Annotated in this window: 29 protein-coding genes; 22 read left to right on the plus strand and 7 right to left on the minus strand. The window is 44.8% G+C overall.

Features of this window, described 5'->3' with window-relative positions; genetic code table 11:
- Positions 1-16: 16 nt before the first annotated feature.
- The 12 genes from P8F77_RS06855 (at position 17) to P8F77_RS06910 (ending at position 13,846) form a co-directional block, all read left to right on the plus strand.
- Positions 17-667 carry an ATP-dependent Clp protease proteolytic subunit gene (locus tag P8F77_RS06855; RefSeq protein ID WP_024727973.1) on the plus strand — a complete coding sequence of 217 codons (651 nt, stop codon included), beginning with the start codon at positions 17-19 and terminating at the stop codon, positions 665-667.
- A 129-nt stretch (positions 668-796) separates the two neighbouring features.
- Positions 797-2,284, plus strand: a complete 1,488-nt coding sequence (locus P8F77_RS06860; protein WP_024727972.1) for a 4Fe-4S dicluster domain-containing protein — start codon at positions 797-799, stop codon at positions 2,282-2,284.
- Positions 2,285-2,444: 160 nt separating this feature from the next.
- The gene (locus P8F77_RS06865; RefSeq protein ID WP_287519614.1) at positions 2,445-4,805 is read left to right on the plus strand and encodes a DNA translocase FtsK; all 2,361 of its coding nucleotides are present in this window, start codon (positions 2,445-2,447) and stop codon (positions 4,803-4,805) included.
- 18 nt (positions 4,806-4,823) lie between these two features.
- Positions 4,824-6,497, plus strand: coding sequence for a formate--tetrahydrofolate ligase (locus tag P8F77_RS06870; protein WP_148459934.1), 1,674 nt, complete (start codon positions 4,824-4,826; stop codon positions 6,495-6,497).
- 23 nt (positions 6,498-6,520) lie between these two features.
- Positions 6,521-7,369 (plus strand): bifunctional methylenetetrahydrofolate dehydrogenase/methenyltetrahydrofolate cyclohydrolase FolD, encoded by an 849-nt coding sequence (folD, locus tag P8F77_RS06875; RefSeq protein WP_287519615.1) that lies wholly within the window; start codon positions 6,521-6,523, stop codon positions 7,367-7,369.
- A gap of 3 nt (positions 7,370-7,372) precedes the next feature.
- Positions 7,373-8,710 carry a 30S ribosomal protein S12 methylthiotransferase RimO gene (gene rimO / locus P8F77_RS06880; protein WP_287519617.1) on the plus strand — a complete coding sequence of 446 codons (1,338 nt, stop codon included), beginning with the start codon at positions 7,373-7,375 and terminating at the stop codon, positions 8,708-8,710.
- Positions 8,694-9,227 carry a CDP-diacylglycerol--glycerol-3-phosphate 3-phosphatidyltransferase gene (gene pgsA / locus P8F77_RS06885; protein WP_009288713.1) on the plus strand — a complete coding sequence of 178 codons (534 nt, stop codon included), beginning with the start codon at positions 8,694-8,696 and terminating at the stop codon, positions 9,225-9,227. The genes rimO and pgsA overlap by 17 nt, the downstream gene beginning before the upstream one ends.
- Positions 9,228-9,239: 12 nt before the next feature.
- Positions 9,240-10,478 (plus strand): competence/damage-inducible protein A, encoded by a 1,239-nt coding sequence (locus P8F77_RS06890; RefSeq protein WP_287519620.1) that lies wholly within the window; start codon positions 9,240-9,242, stop codon positions 10,476-10,478.
- 135 nt (positions 10,479-10,613) lie between these two features.
- Positions 10,614-11,663, plus strand: coding sequence for a recombinase RecA (recA, locus tag P8F77_RS06895; RefSeq protein WP_270432024.1), 1,050 nt, complete (start codon positions 10,614-10,616; stop codon positions 11,661-11,663).
- A gap of 9 nt (positions 11,664-11,672) precedes the next feature.
- Positions 11,673-12,272 (plus strand): regulatory protein RecX, encoded by a 600-nt coding sequence (locus P8F77_RS06900; protein WP_148459929.1) that lies wholly within the window; start codon positions 11,673-11,675, stop codon positions 12,270-12,272.
- 78 nt (positions 12,273-12,350) lie between these two features.
- Positions 12,351-12,944 carry a zinc dependent phospholipase C family protein gene (locus tag P8F77_RS06905; RefSeq protein WP_148459928.1) on the plus strand — a complete coding sequence of 198 codons (594 nt, stop codon included), beginning with the start codon at positions 12,351-12,353 and terminating at the stop codon, positions 12,942-12,944.
- 104 nt (positions 12,945-13,048) lie between these two features.
- Positions 13,049-13,846, plus strand: a complete 798-nt coding sequence (locus tag P8F77_RS06910; protein ID WP_024727965.1) for an SDR family NAD(P)-dependent oxidoreductase — start codon at positions 13,049-13,051, stop codon at positions 13,844-13,846.
- Positions 13,847-13,892: 46 nt separating this feature from the next.
- On the opposite strand, the gene P8F77_RS06915 is transcribed toward P8F77_RS06910, so the two are convergent.
- On the minus strand, positions 13,893-15,518 hold the full coding sequence (locus tag P8F77_RS06915; protein WP_024727964.1) for an ATP-binding cassette domain-containing protein: 1,626 nt from the start codon (positions 15,516-15,518) through the stop codon (positions 13,893-13,895).
- A gap of 188 nt (positions 15,519-15,706) precedes the next feature.
- Between P8F77_RS06915 and ylxM the strand changes: the two genes are divergently transcribed.
- The 6 genes from ylxM to P8F77_RS06945 all read left to right on the plus strand — a co-directional run bounded on the left by ylxM (position 15,707) and on the right by P8F77_RS06945 (position 19,900).
- Entirely contained in the window at positions 15,707-16,063 is a 357-nt protein-coding gene (gene ylxM / locus P8F77_RS06920) for a YlxM family DNA-binding protein (RefSeq protein ID WP_024727963.1), read from the plus strand.
- A gap of 38 nt (positions 16,064-16,101) precedes the next feature.
- Positions 16,102-17,442 carry a signal recognition particle protein gene (ffh, locus tag P8F77_RS06925; RefSeq protein ID WP_024727962.1) on the plus strand — a complete coding sequence of 447 codons (1,341 nt, stop codon included), beginning with the start codon at positions 16,102-16,104 and terminating at the stop codon, positions 17,440-17,442.
- A gap of 50 nt (positions 17,443-17,492) precedes the next feature.
- The gene (gene rpsP, locus P8F77_RS06930) at positions 17,493-17,738 is read left to right on the plus strand and encodes a 30S ribosomal protein S16 (protein WP_024727961.1); all 246 of its coding nucleotides are present in this window, start codon (positions 17,493-17,495) and stop codon (positions 17,736-17,738) included.
- 16 nt (positions 17,739-17,754) lie between these two features.
- On the plus strand, positions 17,755-17,982 hold the full coding sequence (locus tag P8F77_RS06935; RefSeq protein WP_006568928.1) for a KH domain-containing protein: 228 nt from the start codon (positions 17,755-17,757) through the stop codon (positions 17,980-17,982).
- 94 nt (positions 17,983-18,076) lie between these two features.
- A complete protein-coding gene (locus P8F77_RS06940; RefSeq protein WP_024727960.1) occupies positions 18,077-18,832 on the plus strand; it encodes an exodeoxyribonuclease III in 756 nt (251 codons plus the stop codon).
- 18 nt (positions 18,833-18,850) lie between these two features.
- Entirely contained in the window at positions 18,851-19,900 is a 1,050-nt protein-coding gene (locus P8F77_RS06945) for an endonuclease/exonuclease/phosphatase family protein (RefSeq protein ID WP_034549597.1), read from the plus strand.
- A 47-nt stretch (positions 19,901-19,947) separates the two neighbouring features.
- Here P8F77_RS06945 and P8F77_RS06950 read toward each other — a convergent pair whose 3' ends face one another.
- The 6 genes from P8F77_RS06950 to P8F77_RS06975 form a co-directional block, all read right to left on the minus strand.
- Positions 19,948-20,421: a hypothetical protein gene (locus P8F77_RS06950; RefSeq protein ID WP_024727958.1), complete on the minus strand. Its 474-nt coding sequence runs from the start codon at positions 20,419-20,421 to the stop codon at positions 19,948-19,950.
- 42 nt (positions 20,422-20,463) lie between these two features.
- A complete protein-coding gene (locus P8F77_RS06955) occupies positions 20,464-21,006 on the minus strand; it encodes an SLC13 family permease (RefSeq protein ID WP_334300208.1) in 543 nt (180 codons plus the stop codon).
- Positions 21,007-21,104: 98 nt separating this feature from the next.
- On the minus strand, positions 21,105-21,365 hold the full coding sequence (locus P8F77_RS06960) for an SLC13 family permease (protein ID WP_330625674.1): 261 nt from the start codon (positions 21,363-21,365) through the stop codon (positions 21,105-21,107).
- Between the two features lie 78 nt (positions 21,366-21,443).
- On the minus strand, positions 21,444-22,712 hold the full coding sequence (locus P8F77_RS06965; protein ID WP_270432015.1) for an ArsB/NhaD family transporter: 1,269 nt from the start codon (positions 22,710-22,712) through the stop codon (positions 21,444-21,446).
- A gap of 231 nt (positions 22,713-22,943) precedes the next feature.
- Positions 22,944-23,144, minus strand: a complete 201-nt coding sequence (locus P8F77_RS06970; RefSeq protein WP_024727956.1) for a hypothetical protein — start codon at positions 23,142-23,144, stop codon at positions 22,944-22,946.
- A gap of 52 nt (positions 23,145-23,196) precedes the next feature.
- Positions 23,197-23,676: an S-ribosylhomocysteine lyase gene (locus P8F77_RS06975; RefSeq protein ID WP_024727955.1), complete on the minus strand. Its 480-nt coding sequence runs from the start codon at positions 23,674-23,676 to the stop codon at positions 23,197-23,199.
- 233 nt (positions 23,677-23,909) lie between these two features.
- Here P8F77_RS06975 and cysK point away from each other — a divergent pair, with 233 nt between their 5' ends.
- From cysK to P8F77_RS06995, 4 genes are all read left to right on the plus strand, one after another.
- Positions 23,910-24,848 carry a cysteine synthase A gene (cysK, locus tag P8F77_RS06980; protein WP_024727954.1) on the plus strand — a complete coding sequence of 313 codons (939 nt, stop codon included), beginning with the start codon at positions 23,910-23,912 and terminating at the stop codon, positions 24,846-24,848.
- 627 nt (positions 24,849-25,475) lie between these two features.
- Positions 25,476-25,622 (plus strand): YezD family protein, encoded by a 147-nt coding sequence (locus P8F77_RS06985; RefSeq protein WP_287519629.1) that lies wholly within the window; start codon positions 25,476-25,478, stop codon positions 25,620-25,622.
- A 126-nt stretch (positions 25,623-25,748) separates the two neighbouring features.
- Complete coding sequence (locus tag P8F77_RS06990) at positions 25,749-26,213, plus strand: aminotransferase class I/II-fold pyridoxal phosphate-dependent enzyme (RefSeq protein ID WP_330625675.1); 465 nt, start codon at positions 25,749-25,751, stop codon at positions 26,211-26,213.
- A gap of 7 nt (positions 26,214-26,220) precedes the next feature.
- Positions 26,221-26,442, plus strand: coding sequence for a hypothetical protein (locus P8F77_RS06995; RefSeq protein WP_347256418.1), 222 nt, complete (start codon positions 26,221-26,223; stop codon positions 26,440-26,442).
- Positions 26,443-26,491: the final 49 nt, after the last annotated feature.

The raw sequence follows: 26,491 nt of genomic DNA on the forward strand, positions 1-26,491 counted from the left end.
AAGTGAGGATGTCGATATGAATGAAGATCAAAGAAATGAAATAAAAGATATCGGAGAATTGGATTTGGGCGGTATCCACGTGATGACGGTCATTGGAGAGATCGAGGGGCACCAGCTGTCAGCCCAGAATTCCAAGACAACCAAATATGAGCATATGATCCCGGCGCTGGCAAGAGCAGAGTATTCTGATGATATCAAAGGAATCCTGATCCTGATCAATACGGTCGGAGGCGATGTGGAATGCGGTCTGGCGCTCGCAGAGATGATCGCTTCCCTGAGCAAACCCACAGTAACTCTTGTATTGGGAGGAAGCCATTCCATCGGTGTGCCCCTTGCAGTCTCTTCCGACTATTCTTTTATTGTTAAAAGTGCAACAATGATGATCCACCCAGTGCGGTCCGGCGGTACTTTTATCGGTGTGCTTCAGAGCTACCGCAATATTGAGAAGATCCAGGACCGCATTACAAGGTTTATCAGCGACCACTCTGATATCACAAAAGACAAGGTAGAAGAGCTGATGCTCCACATCGGAGAGCAGGTGAAGGACGCAGGGACCATATTGGAGGGAGAACAGGCGGTGGAGCTGGGTCTCATCAATGAAATCGGAGGCATGAGCGAAGCCTTTGCAAAGCTTCAGGAACTCGTACAAAATACCTCGGAAAACTGAGAGAAAACCGGGGGTTTCGGTGTACAGAATAAAGTACAAAAAAAGCAAAAAAATCCTTTAATTTCGGATAAAAGTAGTGTAGAATGATAATAGATTGTTTTTATTTTAACGAACATTAAAGGAGGAGCTATGAGAGGAATTGAGACCCCGGTCCGAGAGATCAGAAAAAAGGTATTTACAGAGATTGCTAAATTTGCCTATGAACAAAGAGACCTTGAAGAAATCGAGGATCTGCCGTACGAATTAGTGAAAGGTGAGCTGCCGACATACCGCGACAGTATTTATCGTGAAAGGGCAGTGGTAGGAGAGAGAATCCGTCTTGCCATGGGGATGTCTTTAAGACCTGCTGATAAGCCTGCAAGAATAACAAAAGGAATCAAACAGAGCAACATTGCGGAAAAATACTACGAGCCGCCGCTTTTGCAGGTGATCCCGGCAGCGTGCAACGCCTGCAAGGACAGAGCATTCATCGTAGGAGGAGAGTGTCAGGGATGTATGGCACATCCATGTATGGAAGTATGTCCGAAAAATGCCATCAGCTTTGTGGACGGATATTCCTACATCGATCAGGAAAAGTGCATTAAGTGCGGACAGTGCCAGAAGGTTTGCCCATACAGTGCGATCCATGAGAGAAAAAGACCGTGTGAAGTTGCCTGTGGCGTGGGAGCGATCGAAACCGACTATGCCGGACGCGCTACCATCAATCCGGACAAGTGTGTATCCTGCGGTATGTGCATGGTCAACTGTCCGTTTGGAGCCATCGCAGACAAGTCACAGATCTATCAGCTGATCAAAGCCATGAATGAGGGCAACGAAGTCATCGCCATCCTGGCCCCTGCTTTTGTTGGTCAGTTTGGACCGAAGGCAACACCTGCCAAGGTGAAGGCCGCACTGCTGGACATCGGATTTGCCGATGTATGGGAAGTGGCAGTGGGAGCGGATGCAGGTGCTCTGGAAGAAGCGGATCACTATGCACATGGAGTTGTCACAGGAGAGGTGCCGTTCCTTTTGACCTCCTGCTGTCCGTCCTGGTCTATGCTCGGGAAAAAGTACTTCCCTGAACTGATCGACCAGATATCAAATTCACTCACCCCGATGGTGGCAACAGCCAGAGCTGCAAGACAGACCAACAAGAATGCAAAGATCGTGTTCGTCGGCCCTTGTGTGGCTAAAAAACTGGAAGCTTCCAGGAAATCTGTCAGAAGTGAAGTGGACTTCGTCATTACATTTGAAGAATTGGACGGCATGTTTACCGCCAAGGATATTGATTTCAGTACTTACGACAAAGAAGTCGAGATGAACGATGCGTTCGGTGCAGGACGCGGATATGCAGTTGCAAGCGGTGTTGCCGCGGCTATCGAAGCATGTGTGAAAGAATACCATCCGGGAGTAGATGTGAAGATTGACCACGTGGAAGGACTCGCAGAGTGCAAGAAGATGCTCCTTCAGGCAAAAGCCGGCAAGAAGAACGGCTACCTGATCGAAGGAATGGGATGCCCGGGAGGGTGCGTTGCCGGAGCCGGAACCAATATCCCGGTAGTCAAAGCGGGTGTACAGGTTAAAAAGTTCGTGAATGAAGCAGAGCAGTTCATTCCGCCTGAGACAGCAAAATACTGATATTCATTATATTTCAGAGATACAAAAGAGTCTGAACGGAACCAAAGAGTTCTGCCCAGGCTCTTTACATTTATTTAGGTTAATTGTAAAATAGGCATATAACTCTTTTGATAAAGGGTTGTTGAGCATTAAATATAAGAAGAAAAGAGATTCCAGAAGAATGGCAGCAAAAAAAAGAAAGAGAAGAAACACAGCACGAAAGAAGAAAAAGCAAAAAGACTTTGCAGGCTTCTATCAGGAAATTGCGGTTCTGTTAAGTTTTGCAGTTTGTCTTTTTTTATTTTTGAGTAATTTCGGACTCTGCGGGAAAGTGGGAAACACGGTAAGTTCCGCGCTGTTCGGAGTACTGGGCGGTGTTCACTATGCTGCCCCTATTGTTATATTGATCATGATCCTTCTGCTGATCTCCAATCAGTACAGCAGCATCTCGGTAAAGAAGTCTTTTTTTATTGTTCTGCTCCTGTGCATGACTGCGGCGATATGGCAGATGGCGACAGACATCCGTATGTCTGATGCAGGAGTGCTATATCGGTACGGATCGGAACATCATGCGGGAGGCGGCGTGGTCGGAGGTGTCATCGCTAGTTTTCTGTATAAGGAGCTGGGACTGGCAGGCAGTTATGTTGTCGTGTTTTTTTTGACAGCAATTTCTATGATACTGATCACCGAGAGATCACTACTCTCCTTTGTAAAGCGTGTGGCAGCATTTTTCGTACCCGAACGGACTTCAGGAAAGAAGACGAAAACAGCTGAAAAGAGAAAGACAAAGGAAAAAGAGGACAGGCAGACATCCAGGATCAAGACTCCAAAACTCCCCGACTTAAAGCTGAAAAGGAGGGAGAAACAGTCACAAGTACTGGATGACCTGACCCTGATGCCGGAAGAACCGGCAAAAGAACCGGAGAAGTCGTTTAATTTAGATGAGATGATCGGACAGGCCGATGAGGAGGTTCTGCCGGAGGAGCCGGAACTGAAGCCAAGCAAAAGATCTTTTGTGAACAGAGAGAAGTCAGAGCCCGAACCTATGCCGGAGATCTCCATACATCCTTCTGCGCTTGAGGAGGGGGATTATGTGTTTCCGCCGGTGACTCTGCTGAAAAAGGGAAAGAAGGCAGGAGGAAACAGCCAGGCAGAACTTAAAAAGACAGCCCTGAAACTGGAGCAGACGTTGAGAAACTTCGGCGTCAACGTGACGATTACAGATATCAGCTGCGGGCCTTCTGTTACCCGGTTTGAACTTCAGCCGGAGCAGGGAGTGAAGGTCAGCAAGATCGTCGGGCTTTCCGACGATATTAAACTGAATCTGGCAGCCCCGGACATACGGATCGAAGCTCCGATCCCGGGCAAGGCGGCAGTGGGCATCGAGGTGCCTAATAAGACCAATCAGGTGGTCATGTTCCGGGATCTGATTGAAAATAATGACTTTAAACGGTTCTCTTCCAACATCGCGTTTGCGGTAGGAAAGAATCTGGCCGGAAAGGTGATTATCTCAGACATTGCAAAGATGCCTCACCTTTTGATTGCAGGTGCCACAGGTTCCGGAAAATCAGTGTGTATCAATACGCTGATCATGAGTATTTTATATAAAGCAAGCCCCAACGATGTGAAGCTGATCATGATCGATCCGAAAGTCGTGGAGCTAAGTACATATCAGGGAATCCCACATCTTCTCATCCCAGTGGTCACAGATCCGAAGCAGGCATCCAGCGCACTTAACTGGGCGGTTATGGAGATGGGAGACCGCTATAAGAAGTTTGCGGATGTCAATGTAAGGAACCTGACCGGATATAATGAAAAAGTAAAAGAGATGAAGGAAAAGGGAATGGAGGGCGAGGACTTCCAGCCGCTGCCTCAGATCGTCATTATTGTGGACGAGCTTGCGGATCTTATGATGGTTGCGCCGGGTGAGGTAGAGGATGCGATCGTAAGGCTTTCCCAGCTTGCCAGAGCCGCAGGTATTCATCTGATCATCGCCACCCAGAGACCGTCTGTCAATGTCATCACAGGACTGATCAAGGCCAATGTCCCTTCGAGGATCGCATTTTCTGTGTCCTCCGGGGTGGATTCCCGTACGATCATCGACATGAACGGAGCGGAGAAGCTCTTAGGCAAAGGAGATATGCTCTTTTATCCGGCAGGATACCAGAAGCCGGTCCGGGTTCAGGGAGCGTTTATAAGCGATGAGGAAGTGGGACGTGTCGTAGACTTCTTAAAGAGCCAGAACATTGAAGATGACTACGGCAGTGAGATCAAAGAAAAGATCGAAACGGCCAGTGTAAAGGCATCTGTTTCGGCAGACAGAGATGAATATTTTGAAGATGCGGCCAAATTTATCATAGATAAGGACAAAGCATCCATTGCAGGCCTTCAGAGGATTTTTAAGATCGGTTTCAACAGGGCGGCGAGGCTGATGGACCAGCTCTGTGAAGCCGGGATCGTCGGAGAAGAGGAAGGTACAAAGCCCCGCAAGGTTCTCATGAGCCAGGAAGAATTTGAACAATATAAAGAAGAATATTTATAGAAGAAAGGAATTCAACCAATGAAAACAGATATTCAGATTGCACAGGAAGCAGAGTTACAGCCAATCAAGGAAGTAGCGGCGTCTCTTGGGATCAGTGAAGACGATCTTGAGCTGTACGGCAAATATAAAGCGAAGCTGTCTTCCGGATTCATGAACGAAATCAGGGATCGCGGGGACGGGAAGCTTGTGCTTGTGACGGCTATCAATCCGACTCCGGCAGGAGAAGGAAAAACCACGACCAGCATCGGTCTCGCGCAGGGCCTCACAAAGCTCGGAAAGAAAACGGTGGCTGCGTTAAGAGAACCTTCTCTTGGACCGTGCTTTGGGATCAAAGGAGGAGCTGCCGGGGGCGGATATGCTCAGGTAGTGCCTATGGAAGATTTAAACCTTCACTTTACTGGTGATTTTCATGCTATCACTTCCGCAAATAATCTTTTGGCGGCTATGATTGACAACCATATCCAGCAGGGAAATGCACTGAGGATCGATACGAGAGACATCGTCTGGAAACGATGCCTGGACATGAATGACAGGGCACTGAGAAATATTGTCGTGGGACTGGGAAGAAAAGTGGACGGCGTTGTCCGTGAGGACCATTTTGTGATCACGGTGGCCTCTGAGATCATGGCAATTCTCTGTCTTGCAAACGACATGGAAGATCTGAAGAAACGTTTAGGCAAGATCATTGTTGCCTATAATATGAATAAAGAACCTGTGACAGCAGCGGATTTAAACGCTGTGGGAGCCATGGCGGCCCTCTTAAAGGATGCCTTAAAGCCGAATCTGATCCAGACGCTGGAACATACGCCGGCCTTTGTACACGGCGGTCCTTTTGCCAATATCGCTCACGGCTGCAACAGCGTCCAGGCTACGAAGATGGCTTTAAAGCTTTCCGACATCACTGTCACGGAAGCAGGCTTCGGAGCGGACCTTGGAGCTGAGAAGTTTTTGGATATCAAATGTCCGATGGCAGGACTTGCTCCGGATGCGGTTGTTCTGGTGGCTACGGTCAGGGCTCTTAAATATAACGGCGGCATTTCCAAAGAAGATCTGGGCAGGGAAGACATCGACGCCCTGAGCAGAGGAATCGTAAATCTGGAAAAGCATATCTCCAACCTGAAGCAGTACGGGGTCCCTGTGGTTGTCACACTGAACCGGTTTGTCACGGACACTGAGGCTGAGCTGGACTTTATCAAACATTTTTGCCAGGAGAGAGACTGTGATTTTGCCCTGTCAGAGGTGTGGGAAAAAGGCGGAGACGGCGGCATCGAGCTTGGAAAGGCAGTCCTCAGGACGTTAGAGACGAAAAAAAGCGAGTACCACCCGCTGTATTCATACGAGGATACGACCATCGAAGAAAAGATCGAGACCATCGCTACAAAGATTTACGGAGCGGATCATGTCGTCTATGCACCGGCGGCAGTCAGACAGAAAAAGCAGCTTACGGAACTTGGCTACGGAAATCTTCCGGTCTGCATGGCGAAAAACCAGTATTCTTTATCTGATGATCCGAAGAAGCTTGGCCGTCCGGAGAATTTTGATATTACGATCCGCGAAATCTATGTAAACGCAGGAGCCGGATTTGTTGTAGCGCTGACCGGAGATATCATGACCATGCCGGGGCTTCCGAAAAAGCCGGCGGCGGAAGGCATTGACGTAAACGAAGACGGTGCCATCACCGGTTTATTCTAGAAATGACGAGAGGGGGAACATACATGACACAGATAATAGATGGAAAAAAGATCTCAGCGGAGATCAAAGACGAATTAAAGCAGGAAGTGGCTGCCATGAAAGCAGAGGGAAAAGAGATTGCCCTGGCGGTGATCCAGGTAGGAGAAGATCCTGCATCCTCTGTCTATGTGAGGAATAAGAAAAAAGCATGCGAATATATTGGGATTACTTCTGTATCCTACGAGATACCGGAAGATTCCACCCAGCAGGAATTGCTTGATCTGGTGGAAAAGTGCAACAAAGATCCAAAGATCAACGGAATTTTAGTCCAGTTCCCTCTGCCGCCGCATATGGATGAAGATGCGGTGATCCATGCCATTGATCCGAAGAAGGATGTAGACGGATTCCATCCGGTCAGCGTGGGAAACATGGTGATCGGCAATGACGGATTCCTTCCGTGCACTCCGGCCGGGATCATTGAACTTTTAAAACGCTCTGGTGTGGAGATCGGCGGAAAAGAATGTGTCGTCGTGGGCAGGAGCAATATTGTGGGAAAACCTATGTCTATGCTTCTGCTCAGAGAAAACGGCACAGTGACCGTCTGCCATTCCAGGACGAGGAATCTGCGGGAAGTATGCAGCCGCGCGGATATCCTGGTAGTAGCTGTCGGAAGGCCTAAATTCATTGATGCATCCTATGTCAAAGAAGGGGCTGTCATCATCGATGTGGGTATCCACAGAAATGAAAATAACAAGCTGTGCGGGGACGTGGATTTTGACGCAGTGAAGGAAAAGACATCTGCGATCACTCCGGTGCCGGGAGGCGTGGGACCGATGACGATCGCTATGCTGATGAAAAACTGCGTACAGTCAAAAAAATTGTTTGGAGAATAACAAATGAAAATACTTTTTATTTCTCTTGGATGTGATAAAAATCTTGTAGAAAGTGAGGTGATGCTGGGACTGCTCACAGAGAGAGGACACACTTTAACGAACGACGAGGAAGAGGCGGATGTGATCGTCATCAACACATGCTGTTTCATTCATGACGCCAAAGAAGAGAGCATTAATACGATCCTTGAGATGGCAGCTTATAAAGAACGGAATCTGAAAGCACTCGTGGTCACAGGATGTCTGTCTGAGCGCTATAAAGACGAAATCCTGGAGGAGATTCCGGAAATCGATGCGGTGCTCGGGACTACCAGTTACGATTCTATTGTCGAGGCAGTGGATGAGGCTCTTGCGGGCAATGGCTATGTACATTATGAGAGCATCAATTATCTTCCGGATAATTCCGGACACCGGCGTCTGGTCACGACCGGAAGTCATATGGCTTATTTAAAGATTGCCGAGGGATGTGACAAGAGGTGCAGCTACTGTATCATTCCGAAGATCCGGGGGAGGTTTCGGAGTGTTCCGATGAAGGAACTGTTAAAGAGCGCTCGGGAGCTGGCAGCATCCGGTGTGACAGAGCTGGTCCTGGTAGCTCAGGAGACGACGCTGTACGGAAACGATCTTACCGGTAAAAAGGAGCTTCCCGTTCTGCTGAGAGAACTTTGTAAGATCGAGGGAATAAAATGGATACGCCTGCTGTACTGTTATCCCGAGGAGATCACCGATGAGCTGATCCGGACGATAAAGGAAGAAGAAAAGATTGCAAACTATATCGATATGCCGATTCAGCACTGCAGTGACGGGATTTTAAAGCGGATGGGCCGCAGGACATCTAAGAAGGACATCGAAACGATCATCGAGAAGCTTAGGAATGAAATACCGGACATTGCGATTCGTACAACGCTTATCACCGGTTTTCCGGGCGAGACAGAAGAACAGCACGAAGAACTGAAGGGGTTTGTGAGGCAGCAGCGCTTTGAGCGCCTGGGAGTCTTTACTTATTCTCCGGAGGAGGATACAAAGGCAGCAGAATTTGAAGGGCAGATAGAAGAAGAGGTGAAGGAAGCCAGAAGGGATGAACTGATGGCCCTTCAGCAGCAGATTTCCTGCGAACATACTCAAGGGATGGTTGGAAAAACTATCAGGGTACTGATCGAAGGATATCTGTTTGAGGACGATGTGTATGTGGGCCGCAGCTATATGGATGCACCAAAAGTGGACGGATGTGTCTTTGTGACTTCACCGGAAGAACTGCTGACCGGAGACTATGTTTATGTGAAAATTACCAAAGGAAATGAGTACGATTTGATAGGAGAGATGGACTATGAATTTACCCAATAAACTAACGATATTGAGAGTATTGATGATACCGATTTTTATTTTTGTACTGCTGGCGGAACCGTTTGGTGAGATCAGCAAGTGGATTGCTGTGGCCATTTTTATCATTGCAAGCCTCACTGACTTTCTGGACGGACATATCGCGAGGAAGTACAATCTTGTGACTAATTTTGGAAAATTTATGGACCCTTTGGCAGATAAGCTTCTAGTCTGCTCTGCCATGATCGCTCTCGTGGGCATGAACCGCCTGGCATCATGGATCGCGATCATTATTATCGCCAGAGAATTTATTATCAGCGGTTTCCGGCTGATCGCATCAGACAACGGTGTGGTGATCGCAGCCAGTTATTGGGGTAAGTTCAAGACCAATTTTCAGATGTTTATGATCATTATGCTGATCATCGACCTGGGAACAGGCACAGCGGTGCTTATTGAAAATATTTTAGTATACATTTCGCTTGTGTTGACCATTATATCATTATTGGATTATTTATTAAAAAACAAGAATGTCTTGAAATAGAAGGAGACAATTATGACAGCAGAAATTATTTGTGTGGGAACAGAAATATTATTAGGCAACATTGTCAACACCAATGCTGCCTATCTGTCAGAACGCTTAGCCGCCCTTGGGACAAGCGTTTTTTTTGAGACCACTGTGGGTGACAATCCAAAGCGGGTGGAAGAAGTGATTCAGACAGGAATGAAACGGTCGGATATCCTGATCTTGTCAGGCGGACTCGGGCCTACGAAGGATGACCTGACAAAAGAGATCGCGGCAAAAGCCTGCGGTCAGGAGCTTGTGGAAGACGCAGAGGCGAAGGAACGCCTCACTTCCTACTTTACGAGCATCAAACGTCCGATGACGGAAAACAATTTAAAACAGGCCATGGTGCCGGAAGACTGTACTGTTTTATACAACAAAAACGGTACTGCGCCCGGTATGGTGATCAACGGACCAGAAGATAAGAAGATCATCCTGCTTCCGGGACCTCCAAGCGAGCTGATCCCGATGTTTCATGAGCAGGTAGAACCGATTCTTTCTGAACTTCAGCCTGGTATTTTATATTCCAAGGTTGTCAAGATCGACTGTCTGGGAGAAAGTTATGTGGAAACCCAGATCATGGACCTGATCGATGAACAGAGCAATCCAACGGTGGCACCGTATGCAAAGTTAGGGGAAGTGCATTTAAGGGTGACGGCCAAGGCTGACTCTGAGGATGAGGCAAAAGAGCTTGTCATGCCTATGGTGGAAGAACTGAAATCAAGATTTGGAAACAAGATTTATACCATTGAGGAAGACGAAACACTGGAGGAAGTGGTCGTAAAGATGCTTGAGCGCAAGGGTGATAAGATCGCCTGTGCCGAGTCCTGTACCGGCGGCCTGCTTGCCGGAAGGCTGATCAATGTTCCGGGGGCGTCAAATGTATTGGATGAGAGCTTTATCACCTACTCTAATGAGGCTAAAATGAAGTACCTTGGTGTAAAAGAAGAAACTTTGAAGGCCTGCGGCGCTGTCTCAGAGGAAACGGCAAGAGAGATGGCAGAAGGTGTTTTAAAGACTTCAGGCGCAGATATTGGTGTGGGGATCACCGGACTTGCAGGTCCCGGGGGAGAGACAGGAACGAAAAAACCGGGGCTGGTCTATATCGGAGTCAGCAGACGCGGCAACACAGTTGTGAAGAAGTATGATCTGAGAGGAAACCGCGCCAAGATCAGAGAAGTTTCTGTGTGCCGGGCACTGACAATGATCCGGAAAGCACTGTCAGAGTGATTGTAAAATATATAAAAATATGTTAAAATAAAGGAGAAAAACAAGTACGAACAAATATTCGACGAACACTTGTTTTTCTCTTTGTGCTATGATATAATCAAAAACAGTTCATAATAAGATAAAAGGAGAATACAGATGCAACAGACAGAGAAGTTAAAAGCATTGGATGCAGCTCTCACGAAGATAGAGAAAGATTACGGCAAAGGAGCCGTGATGAAACTTGGAGAATACCAGGCGGATATGAGCATCGAGACTACACCGACAGGATCTCTGAGCCTGGATATCGCTCTCGGAGTCGGAGGAATTCCGAAGGGAAGGGTGATCGAGATTTATGGTCCGGAGTCAAGCGGTAAGACAACGGTCGCATTACATATGGTTGCAGAAGTACAGAAGAGAGGAGGCATTGCCGGGTTTATAGATGCAGAGCATGCTCTGGACCCGGTCTATGCTCAGAACATTGGAGTGGATGTGGACAACCTCTATATTTCTCAGCCGGATACCGGGGAGCAGGGACTTGAGATCGCCGAGACCATGGTGCGTTCCGGTGCCGTGGATATCATTATCGTCGATTCTGTCGCAGCACTGGTGCCAAAGGCAGAGATCGACGGAGATATGGGAGATTCCCATGTGGGTCTCCAGGCAAGGCTCATGTCACAGGCTTTGAGAAAACTGACGGCTATCATCAGCAAGTCCAACTGTACCGTTATTTTCATCAACCAGCTGAGAGAAAAAGTAGGAGTCATGTTCGGGAATCCTGAGACAACTACCGGAGGGCGTGCTCTGAAGTTTTATTCTTCTATCCGTATGGACGTGCGGCGTATCGAGACACTGAAGCAGGCCGGGGACATGGTCGGAAACCGCACCCGTATCAAAGTCGTAAAGAATAAAGTTGCACCGCCGTTTAAGCAGGCGGAGTTCGATATCATGTTCGGTGAAGGAATCTCTAAAGAAGGAGATATCCTGGATCTGGCGGCCGGCGTAGATGTGATCAAAAAGAGCGGTGCATGGTATGCATATCAGGGAGAAAAGATCGGACAGGGAAGAGAGAATGCCAAGACATACTTAAAAGAACATCCGGAAGTAGCCCAGGAAGTGGAGGCGGCAGTCCGCAGGGAATACGGACTGGAAGCGGGAACAGAGGACGACGCACCGGCAGAAGAAAAGCCGGAGACAAATCATCAGTAAGCATCAGATATGAGAGTGACGATGCTGGAGCCGGTAGGGAAAAAGCAGATCAGACTCTATCTGGAGGATGAACGATATTGTCTTTTGTATGCAGGGGAAGTCAGGCGACTTGGTCTGAAAGAAGACATGGAACTGTCCGATGTACAGAAGAATGAACTGGACAGCATGCTCCTAAGCCGGGCCAAATTAAAGGCGATAAATCTTTTAAAGGTCTCTGACCGGACAAAGGAGGAGATCAGGATGCGACTTAGGCGTCTGGAACTGCCTGATTCCTGTATAGAAGGAGCGATCTCCTATGTGGAAGGATACCGTTATATAGACGACGAAGCCTATGTGAGAAATTATATCGAGTACCGGGGATCTTCAAAGAGCCGTCTGAAGCTCAGACAGGAATTGTCCAAGAAGGGCATAAGGCCGGAATTGTTTGAACAGATCTGGGAAGAGTCTGCTGCCTCAGAGTCAGATGTTCTGAGAACACAGATTAAAAAAAGGATTCGGCAGAAAGGACCGGTAACAGAGGAAAATTTCCAGAAGAATCTGGCTTTCTTTGCCAGAAGAGGATTTTCAATTCATGACATTTTAGAAATTCTTAAGGAATATAAAGAGTAATTCAGTTGATTTTTCTAGAAAACTGGATATAATAAGATTAGAATCAGAGTTACATGTCAAGTTCTTTAAGGAGATCGAATGAGAAAAAAATCACATATTTCATTGGCTGGACAAATTATGGATTCACTGAGACTGGAAGAAGTTTTTGACTATAAGTTACCGTTTTATGTCGGGAGTATCTGGCCGGACTGCAGACCATCCTTTTTGACAACACCGCATACTTTTGACATAACATATGATAAAATAGAGAATCAACTTGATGACTTTGTATCAGACTATGATACACTGAAGGGGATGAACATGCGCCGCTGCGCAAAGTTGGGAGTGATTATTCATTATATTGCTGATTACTTTACGTATCCCCACAACAGCACCTACGAGGGCAATGTAAAGGACCATTGTATTTATGAGAGGGATTTAAAACACGGACTCAAAGAGTATCTCTCCACAGAAGAAGCTATGGAGCGCAAAGACAAGATTGTTCCGTTGAGTTCTACAAAAGGTTTGTCTGAATTCATTCAGAACATCCATGCAGAATATATGCGCGGTGAACACAGCGTGGCAGATGATATCAAGTACATTGTGGATGTGTGCACCACAGTAGTGATGAGCATATTAAATATTATTAAGATCAGCTACGAGAATGTTGCTCTGAAAGTACAGTACGCATAAGCAGAAGAATTTATACCGCAGGCTAGCTTTTATGAAAAGTTATCCTGCGGCATTTTTTTGTGGAAGAAGGAAATAATTAATAAATAAGAAAGGAGATCAGAGGTATGAGATTAAAAGATAAAGTAATCTTGATTACAGCTTCAACGAGGGGGATTGGTCTGGCGATAACGAAAGCGTGTGCCGAAGAAGGTGCCATTGTATATATGGGGGCCAGAAACCTGGAACGAGCGGGGCAGAGAGCGGATGAGCTGAATCAGAAGGGCTTTCGAGTAAGGTATGTGTATAATGATGCCTATGAACCGGAGACTTACGACAGTATGATTGAGGAAGTGGTCAATAAGGAAGGGCGTATCGATGTGCTTGTAAACAATTTCGGCACTTCAGATCCGAAGAAAGACATGGATATCGGCCATACGGACTGCATAGACTTCCTTCAGATCGTCAATACGAATCTGACCAGTGTGTTTGCGGCTTCCCAGGCAGCCATAAAACACATGGAAGCACAGGGGAGAGGCAGTATCATCAATATTTCTTCCGTAGGCGGATTGGTACCGGATATCTCTCAGGTTGCCTATGGAACCAGCAAAGCGGCGATCAATTATCTCACCAAATTGATTGCGGTCCAGGAGGCAAGGCACAATATTCGTTGCAATGCTGTTCTGCCCGGCATGACGGCGACTGATGCAGTGCAGGATCATCTGAGCGATGAGTTCAGAGAATTCTTCTTAAAACACACGCCGATCCGGAGAATGGGAAAACCGGAGGAGATCGCTGCGGCAGTTGTGTATTTTGCCGGTGATGAGTCTGCCTACACTACCGGGCAGATCATGGATATATCCGGCGGATTCGGAAAAGCGACACCTATCTTCGGAGACATGGCCGAGATGAAGCAGAAACGCTGAAAAAGAGCAGGCACCAATAAAGGATGCCTGCTCTTTCTGAATTTATTTAGTTTTCTTCGTCGTAGTTTGCGACCTGGCGTTTTCTTGCAGACTCATCATTTTCCAGATATTCATCATAGGTTCCGAGGAAGTCGATCATGCCGCTGTCCGTGAACTCAATGATACGGTTGGCCGTGGTCTGTACAAACTGATGATCCTGTGAACTGAACAACAGCCCTCCGGTAAACTTGTGGAGCCCTTCATTCAGGGCAGTAATGGATTCCATATCCAGGTGGTTGGTCGGCTCATCTAAAATGAGGATGTTGGCTCCGCTGATCATGAGTTTAGACAGCATACAGCGGACCTTTTCTCCTCCGGATAAAACAGAAACTTTCTTTAAGGCTTCTTCACCCGAGAAAAGCATACGCCCGAGGAAACCGCGGACAAAGGTGACATCCTTGTCCTCAGAGTACTGGCTGAGCCACTCTGCGATGGACATATCTTCACTGAAATCCTTTGTGTTGTCCTTAGGAAAATAGGACTGGGAAGTCGTGACACCCCATTTATATGTCCCCTTATCTGGCTCCAGTTCCCCGGCAATAATACGGAAGAAGGTTGTGGTAGCCAGTGTATTCGGGCCTACAAAAGCGATCTTATCCTCTGGATTCATAGTGAAAGAGACATTATCAAGGACTTTCACACCATCGATTGTCTTGGAAAGTCCTTCTACAGAGAGGGCATCGTTTCCGATATCGCGGATTGGTTTGAAATTGATATAAGGGTATTTTCTGCTGGATGGCTTGATCTCGTCCAGCTGGATCTTATCCAGTGCTTTCTTTCTGGATGTGGCCTGCTTGGATTTGGAAGCGTTAGCACTGAATCTTGCAATGAAATCCTGCAGTTCTTTGATCTTTTCTTCTTTTTTCTTGTTGGCATCTTTCATCTGTTTGGAGATCAGCTGGCTGGACTCATACCAAAAATCATAGTTTCCAGTGTAGAGCTGGATCTTTGCATAGTCGATATCAGCGATATGGGTACATACCTTATTTAAAAAGTAGCGGTCATGGGATACAACGATAACGGTGTTGTCAAAGTCGATGAGGAAATCTTCCAGCCAGCGGATGGCTTCCAGATCCAAATGGTTGGTGGGCTCATCCAGCAGCAGGATGTCCGGATTGCCGAACAAAGCCTGGGCCAAGAGTACTTTAACCTTCTGAGAACCGTTTAACTCAGACATCTTTGCATAGTGGAGATCATTGTCAATACCGAGTCCGTTCAGGAGCGTTGCAGCATCGGATTCGGCTTCCCAGCCGTTCATATCGGCAAATTCAGCTTCCAGTTCGCTGGCCTTGATGCCGTCTTCCTCTGTAAAATCCTCTTTGGCATAGATCGCATCTTTTTCTTTCATAATCTCATAAAGCCGGGTATTCCCCAGCATCACAGCATCCAGCACCGTGTATTCATCATACTGGTAGTGATCCTGTTTTAATACGGACAGCCTCTGGCCGTCTGTGATGGCTACTTCACCCTGAGACGGCTCCAGTTCACCGGACAGGATTTTTAAAAAAGTTGATTTGCCCGCTCCGTTGGCTCCGATCAGGCCATAACAGTTGCCCTCTGTAAATTTAATGTTTACATCTTCAAATAATGCGCGTTTTCCAAGGCGCAGTGTCACATTGATTGCTTGTATCATGGAAATAAACCTTTCTTATTTAAAATTCGTTTGGGATCGTCTTTTTTCTATTTTACAGGAAAGTGAAACTTTTTCAAGTGATATTTCCACAGAACAGTAAAATGTGCAAGGAAAAATACTTGACAAACAGAAAGATATCCGATACACTATATCTCGGTAAAGGAAAAACACTTTACAGGAGAGGCAGCATGGAACGGATTGTAGAACAGACACTCTTATACGATTTTTATGGAGAGCTTCTGACAGAACATCAAAAGGAAATATACGAAGACCATGTACTGAACGATTTGTCTCCCAGCGAGATTGCAGGAGAACACGGAATTACGAGACAGGCTGCCTATGATATGATCAGGCGCTGCAATAAGATTCTCGCCGGATATGAGAGAAAGCTGCACCTTGTGGAAAAGTTTTTGAGGACGAAAGAAAAAGTAAGTGAGATTCATCTTCTGGCCAAGAGCATTTTAGATGCAGTGGATCAGCAGCAGATGAAAACAGAGATCAGAAAGATAGAGCAGGTATCCAACGGGATTCTGGAAGATTTGTAACAGATCGCCGGTGTCTGCGGCGGATTCAGGAGGATGTTATGGCATTTGAAAGTTTATCTGAGAAACTTCAAAACGTATTTAAAAATTTGAGAAGCAAGGGACGACTGACAGAGAACGATGTAAAGGCAGCGATGAAAGAAGTCAAGCGGGCGCTTTTAGAGGCTGATGTCAACTTTAAAGTTGTTAAAACATTTATTAAAGCTGTTCAGGACCGTGCTGTTGGGCAGGACGTACTAAACGGACTGAATCCGGGACAGATGGTCATTAAGATAGTAAAAGAAGAGATGGAGGCCCTGATGGGGTCCACGACCACAGAGATTCAGTTGAAACCCGGCAATGAAATCACAGTTATTCTGATGGCAGGTCTCCAGGGTGCGGGTAAAACGACTACCACGGCTAAGATCGCCGGAAAGTATAAGCAGAAGGGAAAACGTCCGTTACTGGTGGCCTGTGATGTCTACCGTCCGGCAGCGATCAAACAGCTTCAAGTCAATGGAGAAAAACAAGGTGTCCCGGTATTTTCCATGGGAGATAAGATGAACCCTGTGGATATCGCAAAGGCATCCATTGAGCACGCGGCGAAGAATGGCAACAACATTGTCATTCTGGATACAGCGGGCCGCTTACATATCGATGAGGACATGATGACAGAACTGATTGCCATCAAACAGGCCGTCGATGTGCATCAGACCATTCTCGTAGTAGATGCCATGACCGGACAGGATGCGGTCAATGTGGCAAAAGATTTCAATGAAAAAGTCGGAGTCGACGGTGTCATCCTTACAAAGATGGACGGCGATACCAGAGGAGGAGCGGCATTATCGATCCGTTCTGTCACAGGGAAACCGATTTTATATATTGGTATGGGAGAGAAGCTGGATGATCTTCAGCAGTTCTATCCCGATCGCATGACGAGCCGGATTCTTGGCATGGGAGATGTGCTGACTCTGATCGAGAAGGCTGAAGCTACCGTGGATGAGGAAAAGGCGCTGGAGATGCAGCAAAAGCTCAGAAAAGCTTCCTTTACCTTTGACGACTTTTTAGAACAGATGGAGCAGGTAAAGAAGATGGGAGGACTTGCCGACATGCTGTCCATGATCCCGGGACTTGGGAATCAGTTAAAGGGTGCAGACCTGGATGACAGTATGATGGACCGGACCGCATCGATCATTTATTCGATGACGAAGGAAGAGCGGGCCACGCCGGAGATCATCAATCCTTCCAGAAGGAAAAGGATTGCCGACGGTGCCGGGGTGCCGATCTCAGAAGTCAACAAGCTTTGCAAACAGTTCCAGAACCAGAAGAAGATGATGAAGCAGATGTCTGGTATGTTTGGTGGCAAGAGCGGAAAAAAAGGCAGATTTAAATTTCCTTTTTAACGCTTTGTTATAGATATTTTTAACAATTAAAATTTATGGAGGTGAAACAGATGGCAGTAAAGATGAGATTAAAAAGAATGGGACAGAAAAAGTCTCCTTTTTATAGAGTGGTTGTAGCAGATTCCAGATCTCCGAGAGACGGAAAATTCATCGAAGAAATCGGTACTTACGATCCGAATCAGGATCCAAGTGTGATCAAATTCGACGAAGACGCTGCAAAGAAATGGTTATCTCAGGGTGCACAGCCGACAGATACTGTTGCAAGATTACTTAAAGTTGCTGGAATTGAAAAATAGTTAGGAGGCAAAACGCATGAAACATTTGTTAGAAGTGATTGCAAAAGCCCTCGTAGATCAACCGGACGAAGTAACAGTAATCGAGCGTGAGACTGAAGATGCTTTAATCTTGGAATTACATGTTGCCCCAGGTGATATGGGAAAAGTCATTGGCAAGCAGGGAAGGATTGCAAAGGCGATCCGGACTGTGGTCAAGGCTTCCGTTGATAAAGGCGACAAAAAGATTGTTGTAGATATACAATAAAGGTTAAAATCCTGTAATCAAGGTGTTATACTGAGGTTACAGGATTTTTTTTGTGTCATAAATCCCAGTATATTGTAACAGAAGGAGAAAGACTATGATCCAGTTGGTATCTTGGAATGTAAACGGGCTGAGAGCCTGCGTGAAGAAAGGCTTTTTAGATGTAATGGGGCAGTTGGATGCAGATATCTTCTGCATCCAGGAGACGAAGCTCCAGGAGGGCCAGATCGATCTGGAACTTCCGGATTATTACCAATATTGGAATTACGCAGAAAAAAAAGGATATTCGGGGACGGCAGTATTTACAAAGATCAGGCCTTTGTCTGTAAAAAATGGAATCGGTGTCGACGGGTTTGACCACGAGGGGCGAGTGATCACTTTGGAGTTCGATGATTATTTCCTGGTGACCTGCTATACCCCGAATTCCCAGAGTGAGCTTGCCAGATTATCATACCGGATGGACTGGGAAGAAAATTTCAGAGAGTATCTGCTCAAACTTGAAGAGGACAAGCCGGTTATCCTCTGCGGCGACCTGAATGTGGCGCACACGGAGATCGATCTTAAAAATCCAAAGACAAACAGGAGAAATGCGGGATTTACAGATGAAGAGAGGGAAAAATTCACCAAACTCTTAGAAGCCGGATTTATTGATACATTCCGCTATTTTTACCCGGATGTGACCGAGGCATACAGCTGGTGGTCATATCGGTTCAGAGCAAGGGAGAAGAATGCGGGATGGCGCATTGATTACTTCTGTGTTTCCGGGGACCTTGAAGAACGCCTGGCAGAAGCAGTCATTCATACAGATATTTATGGTTCTGACCACTGCCCGGTTGGACTGTACCTGGAATAATAGAAAGGACTGAGGCTTATGAAGATGCTGAAAAAAGCAGCTAAAATCATGGCAGTGGTGATCACTGCAGTCGTTTTTGTGTTTACAGGATTGCTGATCTTTGTCACGGTCATGGAATACCGGCCCCAAAAGACAGAAAGTATAAAGAAATCAGAGGGAACCAGAGAGATTTCCAGAGAAGATCCATTTACCGTGGTCAGCCTGAATACCGGATACGCCGGCCTCGGAAAGGACGAAGACTTCTTTATGGACGGAGGTACAAAAGTGAGACCGGACAGCAAGATTCAGGTGGAGGAAAATCTTGCAGGGATCGTGGGCATGCTGAAGGAACACAAAGCGGACGCTTATTTTCTGCAGGAAGTGGATCTGGATTCCAAACGCTCTTATTCCACTGACCAGAAAAAGTATTATGAGGCTATGCTGGGACTGGGCGGAATGTTTGCCTATAACTTTAAAGTGGCTTACGCTCCGTATCCATGGCCAACCATCGGACATGTGGAGAGTGGTCTTCTGACGCTGACGGACACCAGGGTCAGCAAAGCCGAAAGGATTGCTTTGCCGGAATCTTTTTCATGGCCTCTTAAAACATGCAATCTGAAACGGTGCCTTTTAAAGACCAGGCTGCCGGTCAAAGGATCAGGGGCGGAGCTTGTGCTGATCAATCTGCATCTGGAAGCCTATGATTCCGGAGAAGGAAAAGAAGCCCAGAGCAAAATGCTTCTGAACGTATTGGAAGAAGAATATAAGAAAGGGAACTATGTGATCGCAGGAGGAGATTTTAACCAGACTTTTGAGGGGATCACCAAGTATCCGATCCGCAATAAAGAAGACTGGTCTCCCGGAGCTATCGGAAATGAGATTCTTCCGGAGGGCTTTAAATTTGCAGTAGATGATTCATACCCTACATGCCGTCTCCTGAACAAAGCCTATGAGAAAGATTCACAGGTCTATGTGATTGATGGCTTTATCGTCTCGCCGAATGTGCAGGTGGAGCAGGTGAAAGTCTTGGATCATGATTTTCATTATACGGACCATCAGCCGGTCAGGCTGAAAGTAAGACTCAAATAAAAAAGAAGGGGCTCTCCTGTATCTTAACAATACAGGGAGCCTCCATTTTAATCGTCTTCTTTCAGGTCGATTTTTTTCGAAGCCTGATACAGGTTAATAATATCTGTCAAAGACTCTTCCATTTTTTCCTGTATTCCCTCAAGTTTATCGGGGTCTACATTGTAATTTAAAAACAGTTTTTCTATGTTTTCTGTGACATGATGTCCCAAATGCGAAATGATCAGGAAGGTATCAAAGTTCTTGCTGTTCTTTGCGTTCACAAAACGCTTTAAGTCACTCTGGATAAATTCGAGGATCTCACGATCGCTGGCAAATTTTCCGTGGATCATCGCATAGGGCTGAACACGCTGCAGAAAGTATTTGTTGTGGCGGGTGATATTAAAGACATAGGACACGATCAGACCGTCTCCCAAGTCAAATTCTGCTATGTGCATTATGCTGTTATATTCTTTGATTGACGTGGCGCCCAGCTGACGCAGATTAATGTTAATAAAATCGCTGGTTACTGTGTTTTCATTCATAAAAAATCCTCCTTAAAAAGTACATACTGTGAAGCGCATTTCTTAGCGCGGCGGAATTAATTTAAAAAAATATGTGAATTTGATCAGTAAAAAGACGGAACAAACTGCAATGGAGATCAGCATAATTGGAAATCCCACTATAAAATATTTCCCGAAGGAGATGGGATAGCCTGCATTTTTGCTGATGCCTGCCAGCACCACATTTGCAGAGGCACCGATCAGAGTGCTGTTTCCTCCGAGACAGGCGCCCATCCACCAGAGAGGTTCAGCATGGACCCCACTGGCCTGCATGGTAAAGATCATATTTCCGCCGTTTAAATTCATCAGGCGTTTATCTTTGATGGATTTGTGTTCATCCGGCTGCATCACTTTCTGTACATTCTTTTCATCCACAGTGAGGCTTTTTTTATAAATAAACCGGTAACAGATAATTGAAACGATCATGCTAAGAACAACCGCTGCCCCGGTATTCCGGATAAAATCCATAAAGCTTAGATTTGTGGCCGTACCGATCATAATATTGGGCGGGTAACCGATCAAAGTAGCTGTACCTCCGGCATTGGATGCCATGATTTGTGTGAGCATGTAAGGCACCGGATCAACTTACAATATATTTGTAATAGCCAGAGTCATAGGTCCTACAAGGAGAATTGTAGTGACATTGTCAAGCAGGCCGGACAGTACTACTGTGATGATGATAAAAACAACCATGATGGGCCACGGACTTTGGCGAGCTTGTCAGATTTGATCGCTATGTATTCAATAATACCGGACGTCTTGATGACAGATACCATAAGCATCATCCCTACCAAGATTCCGATCGTCTCTGCGTCAATAAATCCGACACAGTCTTCAATAGAAAGAATATGGGTCAGTACAAGCAGAATAGCTCCGGAAACAGCGGCCAGCGTATTGTTTACCCTGTTCGTGATAATGGCAGCCATTGTAACAACAAAAATAATGATTGCAGCTATTTGATCTGCAGATATAAAACCCCTCCTATAAAAACAGTAGTTAAATAATTATGAAAACCGGATCAGCAGAAAAACAGAGCATATAAATACTGAGAGTATCATCATAGGAAAACCAATTTTAAAGTATTTTCCGAAAGTAATCGGATATCCTGCATTTTTACTGATGCCTGAAAGAACTACATTGGCTGAGGCTCCGACCAGTGTACCGTTGCCGCCAAGGCAGGCTCCCAGGGAAAGTGCCCACCACAGAGGAGTCACATCTACACCGTGAGACTGGATTGTCATGATCATCGGAATCAGAGTTGCCACAAATGGGATATTATCCAGGAAAGATGAAACGATCGCGGAAATCCAAAGGATCAGAAGCATAGTCATTGTTATATTTCCCCCGGTAACTGAGAGCAGCCCATTGGCAAGAACTGTGATGACTCCGACCTTCTCCAGACCGCCTACAACAATGAATAATCCAACAAAGAAAAGGATGGTCGGCCATTCGACGCTCAGAATAATATCCTCAGGGTCCTGTCCACCGATGATCAGCATCAGACAGGCAGCGGCCAGAGCGATGGTTGCAGACTGCATTTGAAGCTGGTCATGGAAAATAAAACATAATGCAACAATCAACAGAATGATCACGCTCTGGATCAGCAGTTTTTTACTTTTAATTGCTTTTGATTCATCCAGCTTCATGACTTCCTTTATATTTTTATCTTCGACGGTCAGACTGTTTCCGTAGATAAAACGGAAACAGATCAGGGCGGCAATCATTACAAAAACGATGGCAAAACCAGTATTTAATATGAAATCTACAAAACTGAGCTTTGCCGCACTGCCGATCATGATATTGGGCGGGTCCCCGATCAGTGTTGCGGTACCTCCGATATTGGAAGCCATGATCTGTGTGATGATGTAGGGAACCGGATTGACACCTAAAATATTGGTAATAGCCAGAGTCATCGGCCCGACCAGCAGCACGGTGGTAACATTGTCTAAAAGTCCGGATAAAACGGCTGTGATGATGATAAACGTGACCATGATTGGCCAGGGGCGTCCTTTTGCAAGCTTTGCGGCTTTAATTGCAATATATTCAAAAATACCGGAATTTTTGACTATGGCCACCAAAAGCATCATACCTACGAGAATACCGATGGTCTCTATGTCTACGGCCTCAACGCACTCGTCAATGGTAAGAATATGGGTTAAAATTAAAAGGATCGCACCTGAAATTGCGGCAACGGTGTTGTGAAGTTTGTCTGAAATGATTGCGGCCATGGTGATTAAAAAAATGGCAATTGCAATAATCTGTTGTAGTGACATGATATTTCCCCCTAATCATTAAAGTTTATTCCTATTGTATCACCAACAGACAGAATTTTCACAATTTATATAGATGTTTTTTATTCAGAACAAGGAAGTCTGCTAAAATTATAAGAAAAGGCGGAAGAACAATTTCAATATTCAAAAAAGAAGATGAAGGCTGCCTCTCATAGAGGCAGTACACTGACAGCAAAACAGCTGCCCCGATAAGACAGCTGCTTTAGTCATTGATTACATTTTGTCTACAATTTTGTCGTACAAGTCCAGACAGCAATGACATTCTTCTTCCGAGAAATGAGAACAGTTCAGACAGCTCTCACATTTTACATCGTCTCCGTTACTGACATTTTTGACAGAGTGGTCACGGCCGCAAGGGCAGTACTGACTGCAGTTGATCGCTACTTCTTCATATATTTTATTCTGCTCTGACATCTGATAAAGCCTCCTTTTTATATTTGAAGTTACTTTATCAGTATTGACGGATCTATTCCGGATAATTCAGATTTTTCTCATTTGCAGTATATAAGGAAAAAGTCAAATATTTGTAAGCAAGGAGTTTTGCCATAGGAAGGTTCATATCGAGATAATTTCCACAGTCTCTGGCAGATGCCCCGGGAACTTCTCCTTCGAAGTCTCGTATATACTCAAACGTTTCTTTTACCAGCTCAAGTATCTCGCTGGAAGTCTGATCTCCGGCTAGGATCAAATAGAAACCGGTGCGGCAGCCCATGGGTCCAAAGTAGATGACCTGGTCTTTATATTCAGCATGGTTTCTTAAAAAGGTTGCGCCCAGATGCTCGATGGTGTGAATCTCAGCGGTGTTCATAACTGGCTCTTTATTCGGTGCGGTCATCCTCAGGTCATAGGTTGTCAATGTTTCTGTCCCGAGTGAATCCCTGCGAGATACATATACTCCGGGCAGAAGGTCTAAATGGTTGACCGTAAAACTTGCAATTTTCTGCATTGAAAAAACCTCCATATATAATGTTTGTCTGAATATTAGTGTAAACAGCATATCAATATTATAACAGAGATAAAAGAAAAAGCACGAAAATTACATATAAACAGAAGACCTCAGGCAATTTAAGAAAATAAAATTTCTGAAAAAGCTCTTGACAAAACATAAAACAGACCCTATAATATAATCCATAGTAAACCTAGTGATTAAGTAGGAAAATAAAGAGAGGAAATAGTGATATGAGTAAGATAAAAGAAAGTGCATCAGAATTAATTGGAAGAACACCATTATTAAAATTGAATCGTTATACAAAAAATGCAGGAGTTGAGGAAGCCGTGATTCTTGGCAAGCTGGAGTATTTAAATCCGGCAGGTTCTGTAAAAGATCGTATTGCTTTAGCAATGATTGAAGATGCAGAAGAAAAGGGAATCTTAAAGCCGGGGGCTACAATTATCGAGCCAACATCTGGAAATACAGGGATTGGTCTTGCAGCAGTTGCAGCAGCGAAAGGATATAAGGCAATCTTAACTCTTCCAGATACAATGAGTGTAGAAAGAAGAAACCTTTTAAAGGCTTATGGTGCAGAGCTTGTATTAACAGAGGGTGCAAAAGGAATGAAGGGAGCCATTGAAAAGGCGGATGAGTTGAACAAATCGATTGAAGGTTCTGTGATTCTTGGACAGTTTGTGAATCCTGCAAATCCAAAAGTTCATAAAGAAACGACGGGTCCGGAAATTTGGGATCAGACAGATGGAAAAGTTGATATTTTTGTCGCCGGTGTAGGAACAGGAGGAACAGTGACTGGTGTTGGAGAGTATTTAAAATCACAGAATCCAGATGTGAAAATTGTAGCAGTTGAGCCTGAAAGCAGTCCGGTATTATCCAAAGGTACTCCGGGACCTCATAAAATTCAGGGAATTGGTGCTGGATTTGTGCCAGATATATTAAATACAAAAGTATATGACGAAATTATTACTGTGGAAAATGAAGATGCATTTACAGAAGGGAAAGCATTTGCAGTCACTGAAGGTATTTTAGTTGGAATTTCTTCCGGGGCAGCATTAAAAGCTGCAAAAGAACTGGCAGCCAGACCGGAAAATAAAGGGAAGACAATTGTAGTTTTGCTTCCTGATTCTGGTGACCGTTATTTATCCACGCCGTTATTTGGCGGAAACTAAAAAATGGCTGAAATTATATACCCGCAGGGCACACCGTATTTTATACCCTTCGGGTGGACGCGCTCCGCGCGATAAGGTATAAGTTTCGAGCCCCATTCATATAGTATAGTGCTGACTGGACAACCAGAGGTTTGTAAGAAAAATTCTGCATCTTTGGTTGTTTTTCTATACAGCAATGATTGGATATTTAGTATACAAATGGCTGGAAAACAAAAGATTGATGTTGAAGACATGGCTGAAAAAATTTATAAAATATTCAAAAAAGTAGGTATGCTTTGAAAGCTTTAGCAATTAATTTTAAAGATAGTCAAGTATCCTTGGGAAGTCTGGTAAAAAGAAATGAGAATCCTTCTCAGTATTTGGAATAAATTTTTGGAAATCTCAGGAGCGTGGGTATCATAAAGGGAATGAAAGGACCTCGGGGAGGATATCTCAAATGATAATGAAGAAAATATAATTTCACTGGTGATACAAAAAGAGATTAATGATAAAATTAATGCAAAATCGAAGGGAACTTTAAAAAATTTAACATTAGAAGATTTAGAAAGAAATTATTTCGAATATAATCAAGATGGGCAGAATATGTATTATATTTAATGAACAATTTTGTGTCGTTAAGGAGTTATTATGGGAGAAGCAAAGGTAACAAAAGAAGATTTACTAAAAATTAAAGAATTCATTGAAGATATTCGATTTGGCTCTGTTACTGTGATTGTACAAGATGGAAGAATTATTCAGATAGAAAAGAAGGAAAAGGTAAGACTTAATCATTGATTGGAGGAAGACAATGAAGTACGATTTTGACATGGTAATAAACCGTCAGAATGCAATGTCTATAAAATATGATTTTGCCAAAAGACTTGGCAAGCCGGAAGGTATCTTACCATTAGGGTTGCTGATATGGATTTTCAGACGGCTCCAGAGATTCTTGAAGCATTAGAGGAAAGAATACAGCATGGCATATTGGGATATTCGGAATCTGATAAGGAATATGCAGATGCAGTGGTAAAATGGTATCAGGAACATTTTCAATGGAAGATTGAAAGGAATTGGATTGTAAAAACACCAGGTGTTGTTTTTGCTTTGGCTGCTGCAGTTAGAGCTTTTACAAACGAAGGAGATCATTATGAGATTGATTTTGAGGATTTTGAAAGAAAGATTGTGTCAAATCGAGTAAAATTTTTTCTATTCTGTAGTCCACAGAATCCAACGGGACGTGTTTGGAGAGAATGGGAATTAGATGAAATTCACAGTGATTTTATAAATTTTGGATATATGCATCTTATATCCAATCAGAAACTCCGCAGAAAATTCCGAAACGAAAGAAATATTTTTAAAAGATTATGTAGAAGTAAATCTTCCTAATATCCGAGTGATCGAACCTGAAGGGACCTATTTAGTCTGGTTGGATTTTCGAGAATTAGGACTTCATAAAAAAGAAAGAGAAGATTTGATCGTAAATCAAGCTGGATTATGGCTGGATCAAGCTTCAATGCTTGGCCCGGAAGGAGAAGGATTTAAGCGTATTAATATTGCGTGCGCGAGGAAAGTCCTTTGGCAGGCATTGAAACAGCTTAAAAATGCAATATCATAATATATTATATAGAGAAAAAACTGACTGGAAAACCAGAGGTTGCAAGAAT

It is taken from the genome of Anaerostipes sp. PC18 (assembly GCF_039789045.1).
In the GTDB taxonomy this organism is placed as follows: Bacteria; Bacillota; Clostridia; order Lachnospirales; family Lachnospiraceae; genus Anaerostipes; species Anaerostipes hominis.

Bases quoted from the DNA above. Each gene is read 5' to 3' on its own strand.
- P8F77_RS06855 (WP_024727973.1), top strand. From the start codon at position 17: ATGAATGAAGATCAAAGAAATGAAATAAAAGATATCGGAGAATTGGAT.
- P8F77_RS06860 (WP_024727972.1), top strand. From the start codon at position 797: ATGAGAGGAATTGAGACCCCGGTCCGAGAGATCAGAAAAAAGGTATTT.
- P8F77_RS06865 (WP_287519614.1), top strand. From the start codon at position 2,445: ATGGCAGCAAAAAAAAGAAAGAGAAGAAACACAGCACGAAAGAAGAAA.
- P8F77_RS06870 (WP_148459934.1), top strand. From the start codon at position 4,824: ATGAAAACAGATATTCAGATTGCACAGGAAGCAGAGTTACAGCCAATC.
- folD (WP_287519615.1), top strand. From the start codon at position 6,521: ATGACACAGATAATAGATGGAAAAAAGATCTCAGCGGAGATCAAAGAC.
- rimO (WP_287519617.1), top strand. From the start codon at position 7,373: ATGAAAATACTTTTTATTTCTCTTGGATGTGATAAAAATCTTGTAGAA.
- pgsA (WP_009288713.1), top strand. From the start codon at position 8,694: ATGAATTTACCCAATAAACTAACGATATTGAGAGTATTGATGATACCG.
- P8F77_RS06890 (WP_287519620.1), top strand. From the start codon at position 9,240: ATGACAGCAGAAATTATTTGTGTGGGAACAGAAATATTATTAGGCAAC.
- recA (WP_270432024.1), top strand. From the start codon at position 10,614: ATGCAACAGACAGAGAAGTTAAAAGCATTGGATGCAGCTCTCACGAAG.
- P8F77_RS06900 (WP_148459929.1), top strand. From the start codon at position 11,673: ATGAGAGTGACGATGCTGGAGCCGGTAGGGAAAAAGCAGATCAGACTC.
- P8F77_RS06905 (WP_148459928.1), top strand. From the start codon at position 12,351: ATGAGAAAAAAATCACATATTTCATTGGCTGGACAAATTATGGATTCA.
- P8F77_RS06910 (WP_024727965.1), top strand. From the start codon at position 13,049: ATGAGATTAAAAGATAAAGTAATCTTGATTACAGCTTCAACGAGGGGG.
- P8F77_RS06915 (WP_024727964.1), bottom strand. From the start codon at position 15,518: ATGATACAAGCAATCAATGTGACACTGCGCCTTGGAAAACGCGCATTA.
- ylxM (WP_024727963.1), top strand. From the start codon at position 15,707: ATGGAACGGATTGTAGAACAGACACTCTTATACGATTTTTATGGAGAG.
- ffh (WP_024727962.1), top strand. From the start codon at position 16,102: ATGGCATTTGAAAGTTTATCTGAGAAACTTCAAAACGTATTTAAAAAT.
- rpsP (WP_024727961.1), top strand. From the start codon at position 17,493: ATGGCAGTAAAGATGAGATTAAAAAGAATGGGACAGAAAAAGTCTCCT.
- P8F77_RS06935 (WP_006568928.1), top strand. From the start codon at position 17,755: ATGAAACATTTGTTAGAAGTGATTGCAAAAGCCCTCGTAGATCAACCG.
- P8F77_RS06940 (WP_024727960.1), top strand. From the start codon at position 18,077: ATGATCCAGTTGGTATCTTGGAATGTAAACGGGCTGAGAGCCTGCGTG.
- P8F77_RS06945 (WP_034549597.1), top strand. From the start codon at position 18,851: ATGAAGATGCTGAAAAAAGCAGCTAAAATCATGGCAGTGGTGATCACT.
- P8F77_RS06950 (WP_024727958.1), bottom strand. From the start codon at position 20,421: ATGAATGAAAACACAGTAACCAGCGATTTTATTAACATTAATCTGCGT.
- P8F77_RS06955 (WP_334300208.1), bottom strand. From the start codon at position 21,006: ATGCTCACACAAATCATGGCATCCAATGCCGGAGGTACAGCTACTTTG.
- P8F77_RS06960 (WP_330625674.1), bottom strand. From the start codon at position 21,365: ATGGCTGCCATTATCACGAACAGGGTAAACAATACGCTGGCCGCTGTT.
- P8F77_RS06965 (WP_270432015.1), bottom strand. From the start codon at position 22,712: ATGTCACTACAACAGATTATTGCAATTGCCATTTTTTTAATCACCATG.
- P8F77_RS06970 (WP_024727956.1), bottom strand. From the start codon at position 23,144: ATGTCAGAGCAGAATAAAATATATGAAGAAGTAGCGATCAACTGCAGT.
- P8F77_RS06975 (WP_024727955.1), bottom strand. From the start codon at position 23,676: ATGCAGAAAATTGCAAGTTTTACGGTCAACCATTTAGACCTTCTGCCC.
- cysK (WP_024727954.1), top strand. From the start codon at position 23,910: ATGAGTAAGATAAAAGAAAGTGCATCAGAATTAATTGGAAGAACACCA.
- P8F77_RS06985 (WP_287519629.1), top strand. From the start codon at position 25,476: ATGGGAGAAGCAAAGGTAACAAAAGAAGATTTACTAAAAATTAAAGAA.
- P8F77_RS06990 (WP_330625675.1), top strand. From the start codon at position 25,749: ATGGATTTTCAGACGGCTCCAGAGATTCTTGAAGCATTAGAGGAAAGA.